At 63.3% G+C, this 12,467-nt stretch carries 11 protein-coding genes; 10 read left to right on the top strand and 1 reads right to left on the bottom strand.

Annotated features, from left to right (window positions below; all coding sequences use genetic code 11):
- Positions 1–101: 101 nt before the first annotated feature.
- The 3 genes from ccoG to ACQ3C8_RS07780 all read left to right on the top strand — a co-directional run bounded on the left by ccoG (position 102) and on the right by ACQ3C8_RS07780 (position 2,073).
- On the top strand, positions 102–1,529 hold the full coding sequence (ccoG, locus tag ACQ3C8_RS07790; RefSeq protein WP_428851189.1) for a cytochrome c oxidase accessory protein CcoG: 1,428 nt from the start codon (positions 102–104) through the stop codon (positions 1,527–1,529).
- Positions 1,530–1,597: 68 nt separating this feature from the next.
- Complete coding sequence (locus tag ACQ3C8_RS07785) at positions 1,598–1,813, top strand: FixH family protein (protein ID WP_009524183.1); 216 nt, start codon at positions 1,598–1,600, stop codon at positions 1,811–1,813.
- The gene (locus ACQ3C8_RS07780) at positions 1,810–2,073 is read left to right on the top strand and encodes a hypothetical protein (protein ID WP_428851188.1); all 264 of its coding nucleotides are present in this window, start codon (positions 1,810–1,812) and stop codon (positions 2,071–2,073) included. The genes ACQ3C8_RS07785 and ACQ3C8_RS07780 overlap by 4 nt, the downstream gene beginning before the upstream one ends.
- Positions 2,074–2,110: 37 nt before the next feature.
- Here the strand turns inward: ACQ3C8_RS07780 and fnr are convergent, their stop codons facing one another.
- Entirely contained in the window at positions 2,111–2,836 is a 726-nt protein-coding gene (gene fnr, locus ACQ3C8_RS07775) for a fumarate/nitrate reduction transcriptional regulator Fnr (protein ID WP_428851187.1), read from the bottom strand.
- Between the two features lie 71 nt (positions 2,837–2,907).
- Here fnr and ACQ3C8_RS07770 point away from each other — a divergent pair, with 71 nt between their 5' ends.
- The 7 genes from ACQ3C8_RS07770 to rbfA all read left to right on the top strand — a co-directional run bounded on the left by ACQ3C8_RS07770 (position 2,908) and on the right by rbfA (position 12,466).
- On the top strand, positions 2,908–3,651 hold the full coding sequence (locus ACQ3C8_RS07770) for a sulfite exporter TauE/SafE family protein (protein WP_428851186.1): 744 nt from the start codon (positions 2,908–2,910) through the stop codon (positions 3,649–3,651).
- A gap of 378 nt (positions 3,652–4,029) precedes the next feature.
- Positions 4,030–5,013, top strand: a complete 984-nt coding sequence (gene scpB, locus ACQ3C8_RS07765; RefSeq protein ID WP_428851185.1) for an SMC-Scp complex subunit ScpB — start codon at positions 4,030–4,032, stop codon at positions 5,011–5,013.
- Positions 5,014–5,044: 31 nt separating this feature from the next.
- The gene (locus ACQ3C8_RS07760) at positions 5,045–6,703 is read left to right on the top strand and encodes a pseudouridine synthase (protein WP_428851184.1); all 1,659 of its coding nucleotides are present in this window, start codon (positions 5,045–5,047) and stop codon (positions 6,701–6,703) included.
- A gap of 216 nt (positions 6,704–6,919) precedes the next feature.
- Complete coding sequence (rimP, locus tag ACQ3C8_RS07755) at positions 6,920–7,408, top strand: ribosome maturation factor RimP (RefSeq protein ID WP_009523951.1); 489 nt, start codon at positions 6,920–6,922, stop codon at positions 7,406–7,408.
- Positions 7,405–8,880 carry a transcription termination factor NusA gene (gene nusA, locus ACQ3C8_RS07750; protein ID WP_428851183.1) on the top strand — a complete coding sequence of 492 codons (1,476 nt, stop codon included), beginning with the start codon at positions 7,405–7,407 and terminating at the stop codon, positions 8,878–8,880. Before rimP ends, nusA begins: the two co-directional genes overlap by 4 nt.
- Before the next feature lie 69 nt (positions 8,881–8,949).
- The gene (gene infB, locus ACQ3C8_RS07745) at positions 8,950–11,838 is read left to right on the top strand and encodes a translation initiation factor IF-2 (RefSeq protein WP_428851182.1); all 2,889 of its coding nucleotides are present in this window, start codon (positions 8,950–8,952) and stop codon (positions 11,836–11,838) included.
- Positions 11,839–12,091: 253 nt separating this feature from the next.
- Positions 12,092–12,466, top strand: a complete 375-nt coding sequence (gene rbfA / locus ACQ3C8_RS07740; protein ID WP_428851181.1) for a 30S ribosome-binding factor RbfA — start codon at positions 12,092–12,094, stop codon at positions 12,464–12,466.
- The last annotated feature ends 1 nt before the right edge of the window (position 12,467 follow it).

Genomic DNA, 12,467 nt, shown 5'->3' with positions numbered 1-12,467 from the left:
GCCGTGCCCGGGGCTGGCGCCCCGGCACGGTTATCCCGCAGCGCGTTGGAATGCAATAAGGAACGGATATGAGTACCCCGGCACCTCCGGACTGGCAGCCCATGCAGCCCCAACAATCCACGCAGCCAGAAAGCGTGGAAGCGGCGCTGTACGAGGTTCGACGCAAGATCTATCCGCGCGCCGTGTCCGGGCTGTTCGCCCGGTGGCGCGTGTGGACGGTGCTGCTGACCCAGCTGCTGTTCTACGGGTTGCCGTGGATGTCATGGAATGGCCGGCAGGCCGTGCTGTTCGATCTCGCCGGACGTAAATTCCATATCTTCGGGCTCGTGATGTGGCCGCAGGACATTATCTTCCTGACGGTTCTGCTGGTGATTTCAGCGCTCTCGCTGTTCCTGTTCACCGCGTTGGCCGGGCGCCTGTTCTGCGGGTATGCGTGCCCGCAAACGGTCTACACCGAAATCTTCATGTGGATCGAGCGCAAGATCGAGGGCGATCGCTTTGCGCGGATCCGCCTCGACAGCGATCCATGGTCACTGCGCAAGCTGCGCCTGAAGACCGCCAAGCATCTGGCCTGGGGCGCCATCGCCCTGTGGACCGGCTTTACCTTCGTCGGCTACTTCACCCCGATCCGCGAGCTGGGCCAGGCAGTCGCGACCTTCAGCCTCGGTCCGTGGGAAACCTTCTGGCTGCTGTTCTACAGCGTTGCCACCTGGGGCAATGCGGGCTTCCTGCGCGAACAGGTTTGCAAGTACATGTGCCCATATGCTCGCTTCCAGAGCGTGATGGTCGATCACGATACGCTGGTGGTGACGTATGATCCGGTACGTGGCGACCCGCGCGGTAAGCGTTCCAAGCGCGAAGACCATCGCGCGGCTGGCCTGGGTGATTGCGTCGACTGCCGTATCTGCGTGCAGGTCTGTCCGACCGGCATCGACATCCGCGATGGCCTGCAGTACGAGTGCATCGGCTGTGGCGCCTGTATCGATGCGTGCGACCAGGTCATGGACAAGATGATGTATCCGCGTGGCCTGATCCGCTACACGTCGGAGCGCGCCATCGAGGAGCGCCTCACGCCCGCCGAGGCACGGCGCCATATCAAGCGTCCGCGCATCCTGATCTACAGCGTGCTGTGGATCGTGCTGGTAGGGGCCTTCTTTACCGCACTGGCGATGCGTTCGCCGCTCAAGGTCGATGTCATCCGCGACCGGGGCGCGCTGGCGCGGGAAGTGGAGGGCGGCATGATCGAGAACGTATACCGCCTGCAGTTGATCAACACCACCGAGTCGCCGATGCCGCTGCGCATCACGGCCGAGGGCCTGCCGGCACTGCAGGTACGTGGCCTGCCGACCGAGACGGAGGGCGTGGTGGTGGTGGCAGCAGCGTCCAACCTGCTGGTGCCGGTGCGTCTGCGCCTGCCGATGGATGCAGCCGAGCCGGGCACACATGCCATTCGCTTTCGCATCGCTTCCCTGCAGCCGGATGGCGGCGCGGAGATCAACGAAGCGTCGAGTTTTATTGTGCCGAGATAATCAGGAAGGTGGGTCGTACATCGCGATCACGTACCGCCCAACCAGAACCGCGATCATAGGAGCGCGTGATGAAAGCAGCGACTGAAAGCAAGGTATGGTGGAAGGAGCCCTGGCCCTGGCTGCTGATGGCCGGTCCGGCCGTGGCAATGGTGGGCTGTGGCGTGACCATCTGGCTCGCCGTGTCCGGAGCCGACAAGGAAATCGTGCAGGGCGTCAGCAAGCAGGGGCTCAAGGTCGAGCAGGTCCAGGCGACTGCTGCGCCGGCCCGCCAGGAGCGGCCATGACAGTGCGGATCCTGCTGGCGGTGCTGTGGCCGGCATTCCTGGTCGCCGGGCTGGCCGAAGGCCTGCTGTTTTCAATGTTCAACCCGGACGACATCCAGGTGTTTGGCGTGGATGTCGAGCTGTCGCGCATGGCAGCCTACACCATCGGCTTCTTCATGCTGTGGGGAATGTGCACGATGTCCGGGTTGCTGACCGCCTACGTCATTACCGGATTGCGTGATCCGCTGATGGAGCCGGCACAAGATGATCTGCGCCGGTAGCCGGCATGCCGTGCCACGGCATGCGGCAGCTCATTGCTCAGCAGCGGGAACCGACCAGCTGGCGCAGGGCATCCATGTCCACCAGCTTGACCTGGCGTTGCTTGACCTGGATGAAACCGGATTCGGCGAAGCGCGAGAACAGCCGGCTGACGGTCTCCAGCTTCAGGCCGAGGTAGCTGCCGATTTCCTCGCGGCTCATGCGCAGGAGAAATTCCGTGGCGGAGTATCCGCGCGTGGACATGCGTTGCGACAGGTTCAGCAGAAAGGCTGCCAGCCGCTCTTCGGCGCGCATGGCGCCGAGCATCACGAGCATGTCATGGTCGCGCGAGATCTCGTTGCTCATCAGGCGCATGATCTGGATCTGCAGGGAAGGGAGTTCGCGCGCCAGTTCCTGGAGTTCATCGAACCGCAGCACACAGGCTTCGCTATCTTCCAGCGCGATGGCGTCCGACACGTGCACCATCTTGCCCAGGCCGTCAAGGCCGACGATTTCGCCCGGCAGGTGAAAGCCGGTGATCTGGCTGCGGCCATCCTGCAGCGTCAGGACGGTCTTCAGGGTACCGAAGCGCACGCCGTAGACGGTGGTCAGCGGGTCGCCCTGACGGTACAGCAGCTTGCCGCGAGGAATACGGACGCGTTCGCTGACCAACGCATCCATCCTGGTCGCGTCTTCGGCGGCAATGCCGACAGGCAGGCAGATCTGACCCAGGGCACAGGTCGAGCAGCGGGTACCGTTTTCGGCGACGGGCGTTCGAATAAGCACGGCAAAACCTGCCTTAAAACCATCAACGCGGGGATTGTACCCCTTACCGCGCCTCTCGGGGTGAAGTCCGTATGACAACCGGGATCCTCTTCAGTGCCTTCGTGATGGCCCTGCTCGGCGGTGTTCATTGTGCTGCGATGTGCGGCGGGGTCGCCGTGCTGGCCGAAGACCGCATGGCGTTGCCGCTGCGGCAGGTAAGGCCAGGCCGGCTGTGGCTGGAACAATGGGTCATGCACCTGGGCCGCCTGACCACTTACGCCATACTGGGCGGGGTGCTGGGCGCACTCGGCATGCTGGTCTGGCAGCAGTCGTGGCTGCCGGTTCAGCGCTGGCTGTTCGCCGCGGGCAGTTTCTGGATGATCGCCTACGGCCTGTTGCTCATGCTGCCAAACTCCCGCGACCGGACCGGCTGGGCGGGGCGTATGGGCCTGTGGCTGGGCCGGCTGATGCGCACGCTGCCAGGGCATGCCGCGTTCGGCCACTGGCTGGCCGGGCGGCCGGTCCTGCAGCGTTATGTCGCCGGGCTCGGGTGGGGGCTGATTCCCTGCGGGATGGTATATGGTGCGCTGGCACTGGCGCTGCTGGCCGGTAATCCGGTTGGCAGCGCGCTGGTCATGCTGGCGTTTGGCGCCGGCACCTTGCCTAATCTCCTGTTGCTCTCGGGCGGCGCGGGCTGGCTGCGGCACTGGGTCCGGCGGCCCGCCGTGCGCGGTACACTGGCGCTGGCCGTCACCGGCTTCGGACTGCTCGGACTGTACCGGGCCGTGCATCTGCCGGATGCATTGCTGGCGCAAGGCTTCTGCGTGACATTCTAGCGACGGTGTACGGTCGTCGCGCCCCGTCCCGCTGCCGACGTATTGCAGCCGATCGCGGAATTCGCCTACAATCCGGGAAAAGCAGTATTCAGATGGCCCGGTGCTAGGACCGCAGGCCCTGATTCAACGGAAGCCAGCCCCGGCACACACATGTTTCCTGCATGATTCCTGTGACGGGCCACCGGTGGCAACACCAGGCAAGCCGTGTAATCCCGTTTTCCGAAGTCGTGTGACTGTTGCAGCCTGTCGTTCTGGCGGTCCCTGCACTTTCCCGGCTGCTGGCTGCGAACCGGCAACGCCGTTTCGCCAGATTGAACCCAAGAATCCCGGGCGCCCGGGCACCACCGGCTGCCAGACCAAAACTGATCGCACACCTACATGAATACTCATGAGGCGAAAATCGTCCTCGAGACGGCGCTGATCTGCGCGCAGGAACCCTTGCGCGTCAACGATCTCCGCAAGCTGTTTGCCGAAGAAATCGGCCCGGATACGATTCGCGTCCTGCTTGAAGAGCTGCGGCTCGACTGGGAGGGGCGTGGTGTCGAGCTGGTCGCCTTGGCCACTGGCTGGCGTTTCCAGAGTCGCCCGGATCTGCGCGAATACCTGGACCGCCTGAACCCGGAAAAGCCCCCCAAATACTCACGGGCCGTGATGGAAACGCTGGCGATCATCGCCTATCGCCAGCCTGTGACGCGCGGCGATATCGAAGAAATCCGCGGCGTGACGGTCAATACGCAGATCATCAAGCAGCTCGAGGATCGCGGCTGGATCGAAGTGATTGGTCACCGTGACGTCCCAGGCCGGCCCGGCCTGTACGCGACCACCAAGTCTTTCCTGGACGACCTGGGCCTGCGCTCGCTCGACGAGTTGCCGCAACTGCAAGATGGACAGGCGCAACTCGCCGCCATGATGGCCAGCCAGGAAAGCATGGACTTCGCCCCGGAGGCCGCAGACGCAGATGCTGCAGCGAATGACGTCTCCGCAGAGGCGGAAGCTGGCGCGGTTGCTTCGGTCGCTGTTGATGCCGTAGAGGCGGCAGCCATCGAGGCCGGTGCTGCTTCGGACGTTGCCGAGGTCGAAACGACCCAAGCCGACGAAGACGACGAAGACGACGAAGACGACGAAGACGACGAAGACGACGAAGACGACGAAGACGACGAAGACGACGAAGACGACGAAGACGACGAAGACGACGAAGACGACGAAGACGACCGGTCGGCGCAGCGCGCTGCTCCCACCGATCCGGCGGCATCGGCTCACGTAGCAGCCAATCATTCCACAAGTGAACCGGACGCGCATGCGGACGGCAGCGCGGACGCCGATGAGCAGGCGCGTCGCGACAACACTCAACCAGATCACTAACGTGACAGATCAACATCAGCAGGATACCCGCATGGCCGACACGCCCAAGGTCAGTAACGACGATGCCGGCGCAGCGCCGGGCAACCCGGCTGCGGAGGGCAGTGAAGCCCCGCGCCGCAAGGGTTTGCGCCGCGGCCCCCGTAATCTCGTCACCGGAAGGCGGCAAGCCGCTCGTCCGGGCCGGCCCGAGAACCAGGGCGAGGCTGCCGTGGAAGCCGGTACCGATACCGGCGGTGGCGCGGGCAGGCAAAAGCCGGCAGGTTCGGCGCGGCCGGGCAAGCCGGCGGCAGGAAAAGGCCAGAAGGCCGGCGGCCGGGGGCGTCAGCAGAACGCCCGTGACCCGCAGAAGCGCCAGCCAGCAGCCCAGGCGCGTCCCACGGACAGCGGCATCGCGGGTCGCCCGCTGGCGGGTACCGTCGGCGACGACCTGTTTCGTTATGTCGTGTCCGGCGAATATGACCAGTTTGACGATGCATCACCCGATGATCCGCAGCGCGAGGCCAGGAAAAAGGGCCGCGAGCTGACAGCCGAGGATGATGCTCCGAAGCTTCACAAGATCCTGGCCGAGATCGGCATGGGATCGCGCCGCGACATGGAGGAGCTGATCCTGCAGGGCCGCGTATCCGTCAATGGCTTGCCGGCGCATATCGGACAGCGCATCCTGCCGACTGACCAGGTTCGCGTGAATGGCAAGCCAGTGCAGCGCAAGATCGCCACCAAGCCGCCGCGCGTGTTGCTGTATCACAAGCCAGCGGGCGAAATCGTCAGCCAGTCCGATCCCGAAAAACGTGCAACCGTATTCGAGAGCCTGCCGCGCATCAAGTCTGGAAAATGGGTGGCGGTGGGGCGGCTCGACTACAACACCGAAGGCCTGCTCATCTTTACGACCTCGGGTGATCTTGCCAACCGTTTTATGCATCCGCGCTATGGCGTGGAGCGCGAATACGCCGTGCGGACCCTTGGAGAGCTGCAGGAGTCGGATCGGCAGAAGTTGCTGCATGGTATCGAGCTGGATGACGGCCCGGCCAACTTCCTGCGGATTGCGGACGGCGGCGGGGAGGGCAGCAACCACTGGTATCACGTGGCGCTGACCGAGGGCCGCAACCGCGAAGTGCGCCGCATGTTCGAAGCCGTTGGCCTGACGGTCTCGCGGCTGATCCGTACGCGCTATGGCCAGTTCCTGCTGCCGCGCGGGCTCAAGCGCGGCCGCTGGGAGGAACTGAAGCCGGAAGACGTGCGTGCCGTCATGCAGGCCGTCGGCCTGAAGGCGCCCGGAGGTGCCGACACTCGCAAGAGTGGTGGCCCACAGGGCAAGCCGGCCGGTGGCCGGGGGCAACAGCAGCCCAAGAACGGCGGTGCGGCCAAGCGCCGGACCGGCAAGGTGATCGACAATGCCGTGATGGTGGCGTCGGATCTGTTGGCCAGGCCGCAAGGCGGCAAGGGTGGCAAGCCAGGGCGGGGGCCGCGCACGGAGAATCGCGGCCGTGGCCAGCCCGACCCCATGCAAACCGCCATGGGTTATTTCTCGACTGGTAGCGGTATGCTGTCCGGCCCTTCGCGTGGCCGGGGGCGCCGCGACAACAGCGCAGGCGAGCTGATCGGTCCGATGCGCAGTTCTACCAGCAATGTGCCGGGGCTCAGCCGGCCAGGTGGGCGCTCGCAAGGACGCGGGCGCAACGGCAACCGTTAAGGCGGGGCGGCCCGGAATCCCGGCCGCTTCCCTGTCCTGCTTTTGCTTTTTCAGTGAAAACGGTTTAAAATCCGAGTCTTATCAAAACTCATCTGGCGCCGGGTGAGCACATGATGGGCATTGCGCCCATTTTTTTTTGCTTTGGCGCGGTGATGGGGTTGATTTTGTGGCGCCCCAAGTGGCGCCTATGTATCTTAGTGATTTCTCAGGAAAACCGTGCAACTGGTTGATTTGATTGAAAAAACCGTCGAAGGAATGGGTTACGAGCTCGTGGATGTCGAGCGCGCCCCGGGCGGACTGCTGCGCGTTTCAATCGATCATGCCGAGAATGGCGTCGGAGTGGATGACTGCGAAAAGGTCAGTCATCAGTTGACGCACCTGTTGACGGTGGAAAATGTGGCTTACGAGCGTCTGGAGATCTCGTCTCCAGGCCTGGACCGGCCGTTGCGCAAGCTGGCCGATTTTGTCCGCTTCGCCGGCGCCGAAGCCAAGGTGACGTTGCGCGTTCCGCTGGATGGGCGGAAAAATTTTGTCGGAATCGTACATGAACCCACCGGCGGGCCCGGTGAGGAAAAGATCGGTCTCGAATTCGAGAGCAAGGATGGTCCGGCATTGCTGGAGTTCACGCTCGCGGAACTCGACAAGGCCAGGCTGGTGCCGGTGATCGACTTCAAAAGAACTCAGAAGAAAGGGAACAAGCAATGAGCCGCGAAGTTCTGTTGCTCGTCGATGCTCTGGCGCGCGAGAAAAACGTTGACAAGGACATCGTCTATGGTGCGCTGGAGGCGGCATTGGCCTCCGCGACCAAGAAGCGTTTCGAGGAAGACGTCGATATCCGCGTGTCGATCGACCGCGAGAGCGGCGAACACGAAACCTTCCGCCGCTGGCTGGTTGTGCCCGACGAAGCCGGACTGCAGGAAGCCGACAAGGAAATCCTGCTGTTCGAAGCGCGCGAACAGGATTCCGCCGTCGAAGTGGGCGACTATATCGAAGAGCAGATCGAATCGGTGGAGTTCGGCCGGATCGGCGCGCAGGCTGCCAAGCAGGTGATCCTGCAGAAGATCCGCGACGCCGAGCGCGAGCAGATCCTGAACGATTACCTCGAGCGTGGCGAACTGATCATGACCGGCACGATCAAGCGCGCCGACAAGAAGGGTTTGATCGTCGAGACTGGCCGCGTCGAGGCACTGCTGCCGCGTGAGCAGATGATTCCGAAGGAAAACCTGCGGACTGGCGACCGCGTGCGTGCCTACATCATGAATGTCGATCGCACCGCCCGCGGCCCGCAGATCGAGCTGTCGCGCACGTGCCCCGAGTTCCTCGTCAAGCTGTTCGAGAACGAAGTGCCGGAAATGGAGCAGGGCCTGCTCGAGATCAAGGCGGCCGCCCGTGATCCCGGCGTGCGCGCCAAGATCGCCGTGGTGGCGCACGATAAGCGCATTGATCCGATCGGTACCTGTGTCGGCGTGCGTGGCACGCGTGTCACCGCCGTGCGCAATGAAGTCGGCGGCGAGGCTGTAGATATCGTGCTGTGGTCGGAAGATCCGGCCCAGTTCGTCATCGGCGCGCTGGCCCCGGCCCAGGTGCAGTCGATCGTGGTCGACGAGGAAACGCACGCCATGGACGTGGTGGTCGATGAAGAGAATCTCGCCATCTCCATTGGCCGCAGCGGTCAGAACGTCCGTCTCGCGTCTGAACTGACCGGCTGGAAAATCAATATCATGACGCCCGACGAATCCGCCAAGAAGCAGGCGGAAGAGAGCAATGTCGTGCGTGAGCTGTTCATGCAGAAACTGGACGTTGACGAGGAAGTGGCAGACATCCTCATCGAAGAAGGTTTCTCCACACTTGAAGAGGTGGCTTACGTCCCGCTTCAGGAAATGCTCGAGATCGATGCCTTCGACGAAGACACGGTCAACGAGTTGCGTAACCGGGCCCGCGACGTGCTGCTGACGATGGAGCTGGCCAAGGAAGAAAAGGTCGAGGCGGTGTCGCAGGAACTGCGTACGCTGGAAGGACTGAATACCGAGCTGATCGCCAAACTGGCAGAAGGCAATATCCACACGCGCGATGACCTCGCCGAGCTTGCAGTCGATGAACTGGTCGAAATGACCGGCATGGACGAAGAGCAGGCAAAGGTGCTGATCATGAAAGCGCGGGAACACTGGTTTCACTGACAGGCACTCGTCACCGCGCTTCGGCGCGATTCGCAGTTCCCATGTGAAACACGCAATGAAAGGGTTTGAATGGCAAGCACAACCGTTGCCCAACTGGCCGCAGAACTGAACCGAGACGCCGCCAACCTGCTGGAACAGCTGCAGGCGGCTGGTCTGGGCAAGGCTTCGCCGGAAGATACGATTACCGAGTCCGACAAGGCCCAGCTGCTGGATCATCTGAAGCGCGCACATGGCGCGCCGCTGGACAGTTCACGCAAAAAAATCACGCTGACCAAGCGTGAGACCTCCGAGATCCGTCAGGCGGATTCCACGGGCAAGACCCGTACTGTCCAGGTCGAGGTGCGCAAGAAGCGCGTGCTGATGAAGCGCGACGATCCCACGCCTGCCGCTGCGGAGCCGGAAGATAACGCCGCCGCAGTGGTCGACGCGGCCGAGCAGGCGCGCCGGGAAGAAGAGGCGCGTCGCCAGAGCGAGCTGCTGGCCCGCCAGGAAGCCGATCTGAAGGCCCGCCAGGAAGCGCTGGAGCGCGAAGAGGCGGAGCGCCGCGCGCGTCAGGAAGCCCTCGAGGCCGAACAGCGCCGTCAGGTCGAGCTTGCCCAGCAGAAGGCGCTGGAACAGGCTGAAGCTGCCAAGGTGGCTGCCGAGTCGGCAGACGAAGCACCGCGCAAGAAGGCCGAGGAAGATGCATCGCGTCTCGCCTCGGAGCGCGAAGCCGCCCAGCAGGCCGCCGAGCAGGCGCGCATCGAATCCGAAAAGATCAAGGCCGAGGAAGAGGCTGCGCGCAAGCGCCGTGCCGCCGCAGAGGCAGAAGCACGGGCCATCCGCGAGATGATGTCCGCGCCGGCCCGCGTGCTGAAGACGCCGGCCGAACGCGCCGCCGAGGAGCGCAAGGCCGAGCAGACCACGGGAACGCTGCACAAACCCGTGAAGGCGCCGGGTACCGAAGTGCGCAAGGATGCCAAGAAGCCGGTGACCACGACAACGGCACCCGCGACGGCGACGACGGCTGACAAGAAAGGCAAGCCAGGCAAGACTGGTGGCTGGCAGGACGAAGGCGCCAAGAAGCGCGGCCTCAAGACGCGCGGCGACAGCTCTGGCGGTGTGGCCGGCTGGCGTTCGGGTGGTCGTGGCGGTGGCCGCAACCGCCATGGTGCCCAGGCCGACGATGGACGCAATGCCTTCCAGGCGCCAACCGAGCCGGTGGTGCGTGAAGTGCACGTGCCCGAAACGATTTCCGTCAGCGATCTGGCACACAAGATGTCCGTCAAGGCATCCGAGGTCATCAAGCAGATGATGAAGCTCGGACAGATGGTGACCATCAACCAGGTGCTGGACCAGGAAACCGCGATGATCGTCGTGGAAGAAATGGGCCACAAGGCATTTGCCGCCAAGCTGGATGATCCGGAAGCGCTGATCATCGAGGGTGCCGAGCCGAGCGATGCCGTTGCGCTGCCGCGTCCGCCGGTCGTGACCGTGATGGGTCACGTCGACCACGGCAAGACCTCGCTGCTGGACTACATCCGCCGCGCCAAGGTTGCAGTGGGCGAAGCCGGTGGCATTACGCAGCACATCGGCGCCTATCACGTCGAGACTGAGCGTGGTGTGGTCACCTTCCTCGATACGCCGGGTCACGAGGCCTTTACGGCCATGCGTGCCCGGGGTGCGCAGGCAACCGACATCGTCATCCTCGTGGTGGCTGCAGACGACGGCGTGATGCCGCAGACCAAGGAAGCGATTTCGCACTCCAAGGCTGCGGGTGTGCCAATCGTCGTGGCGATCAACAAGATCGACAAGCCGGAGGCGAACCCGGATCGTGTCAAGACCGAACTCGTGGCCGAAGAAGTCGTGCCGGAAGAATACGGTGGCGATTCGCCATTCGTGCCAGTGTCGGCCAAGACGGGTGCGGGCATTGATGATCTGCTCGAGCAGGTGCTGCTGCAGGCCGAGGTGCTGGAGTTGAAGGCGCCGGTCGATGCGCCCGCCAAGGGTCTCGTGGTGGAAGCTCAGCTCGACAAGGGCAAGGGTCCCGTGGCGACGATCCTGGTGCAGAGCGGTACGCTCAAGCGAGGTGACATCGTGCTGGCAGGTTCGGCATATGGCCGTGTCCGGGCAATGCTCGACGAGAATGGGCGTCCTATCAAGGAAGCTGGTCCTTCGATTCCCGTGGAAATCCAGGGTCTGTCCGAGGTGCCGCGTGCTGGTGAGGAAGTGGTTGTGCTGCCGGACGAACGCAAGGCCCGCGAGGTTGCGCTGTTCCGCCAGGGCAAGTTCCGCGACGTGAAGCTGGCCAAGCAACAGGCCGCCAAGCTCGAGAACCTCATGGAGCAGATGACGGAAGGCGACGTGAAGACGCTGCCGCTGATCATCAAGGCCGACGTGCAAGGCTCGCAGGAAGCGCTGGCGCAATCGCTGCTCAAGCTGTCGACGGGCGAAGTGCGCGTGCAGATCGTGCACGCCGCGGTGGGTGGTATCTCCGAATCCGACGTCAACCTGGCGACGGCTTCGAAGGCGGTCATCATCGGCTTCAACACACGTGCCGATGCCGGTGCCCGCAAGCTGGCCGAGAGCAACGGCGTCGATATCCGCTACTACAACATCATTTATGATGCGGTAGACGAGGTCAAGGCAGCCATGTCGGGCATGCTTTCTCCGGAGAAAAAGGAGGAAGTCATCGGTCAGATCGAAATCCGCCAGGTCTTCAAGGTGCCGAAGGTTGGCGCCGTGGCAGGCTGTATGGTGCTCGATGGCATGGTCAAGCGTTCCTCGCGTGTGCGCCTGCTGCGCAACAACGTGGTGCTGCACGACGGCGAGCTCGATTCGCTCAAGCGCTTCAAGGACGATGTGAAGGAAGTGAAGCAGGGCTTCGAATGCGGCCTGTCGATCAAGAACTTCAACGACATCATGGAAGGCGACCAGCTCGAGGTCTACGAGATTACCGAGGTGGCGCGTACGTTGTAATGTACGCAGGCCGGAAGAGGGCTCGCGCTCTTCCGGTCGCGGTACCGCGAGATCTGCAACGGCGCGACTTCATGTGCGCCGTTTGCTTTTGGGGAGTGTGTCCCGTGGGAAGCGGGGCGGTCGGCATCGGGATGCCGCGGCCGTCGCGTGATGTGGCGGGGGTGGATTCCACCACAAGGCTTCCCGGACACTATTCCGGAGCGCGTGCCGCGCTCGCTGCCCGGGCAGTCAATCCCGACAGGATAATTTCATCATGGCCAAGAAAAGTACGCCCCCGCGCAACTTGCGCATTGCCGATCAGATCCAGAAGGATCTGGCGCAGATGATCCAGCGCGAGATCCGTGATCCGCGCATGGGGCTGGTGACCCTGCAGAGCGTCACCCTGACGCCGGACTACGCGCACGCCAAGGTGCATTTTACGGTGCTCGGTGCCGAACCCGAGGTGGCTGCGGCGATCCTGAACGAACGCGCAGGTTATCTGCATTCGCTGCTATTCAAGCGCATGCACATCCATACGGTGCCGACCCTGCATTTTCATTACGATGGATCCGTACGACATGCCGTGGAGATGTCGCGTCTCATCGACGAGGCCAACGCCACGCGCGCCAAGGATGATGACCAGGCTTGAC

This window comes from Imbroritus primus (assembly GCF_964332355.1).
Classification (GTDB): Bacteria; Pseudomonadota; Gammaproteobacteria; order Burkholderiales; family Burkholderiaceae; genus Imbroritus; species Imbroritus primus.
The sequence above is the reverse complement of the archived record's forward strand: the minus strand, read 5'-3'. Positions and strand labels throughout refer to the sequence as shown.

What these genes read in the sequence shown, in the direction of transcription:
- ACQ3C8_RS07770 (WP_428851186.1), top strand. Translation starts at nt 2,908, where the DNA reads ATGACAACCGGGATCCTCTTCAGTGCCTTCGTGATGGCCCTGCTCGGC.
- infB (WP_428851182.1), top strand. Translation starts at nt 8,950, where the DNA reads ATGGCAAGCACAACCGTTGCCCAACTGGCCGCAGAACTGAACCGAGAC.
- ccoG (WP_428851189.1), top strand. Translation starts at nt 102, where the DNA reads ATGCAGCCCCAACAATCCACGCAGCCAGAAAGCGTGGAAGCGGCGCTG.
- nusA (WP_428851183.1), top strand. Translation starts at nt 7,405, where the DNA reads ATGAGCCGCGAAGTTCTGTTGCTCGTCGATGCTCTGGCGCGCGAGAAA.
- ACQ3C8_RS07760 (WP_428851184.1), top strand. Translation starts at nt 5,045, where the DNA reads ATGGCCGACACGCCCAAGGTCAGTAACGACGATGCCGGCGCAGCGCCG.
- ACQ3C8_RS07780 (WP_428851188.1), top strand. Translation starts at nt 1,810, where the DNA reads ATGACAGTGCGGATCCTGCTGGCGGTGCTGTGGCCGGCATTCCTGGTC.
- scpB (WP_428851185.1), top strand. Translation starts at nt 4,030, where the DNA reads ATGAATACTCATGAGGCGAAAATCGTCCTCGAGACGGCGCTGATCTGC.
- ACQ3C8_RS07785 (WP_009524183.1), top strand. Translation starts at nt 1,598, where the DNA reads ATGAAAGCAGCGACTGAAAGCAAGGTATGGTGGAAGGAGCCCTGGCCC.
- rbfA (WP_428851181.1), top strand. Translation starts at nt 12,092, where the DNA reads ATGGCCAAGAAAAGTACGCCCCCGCGCAACTTGCGCATTGCCGATCAG.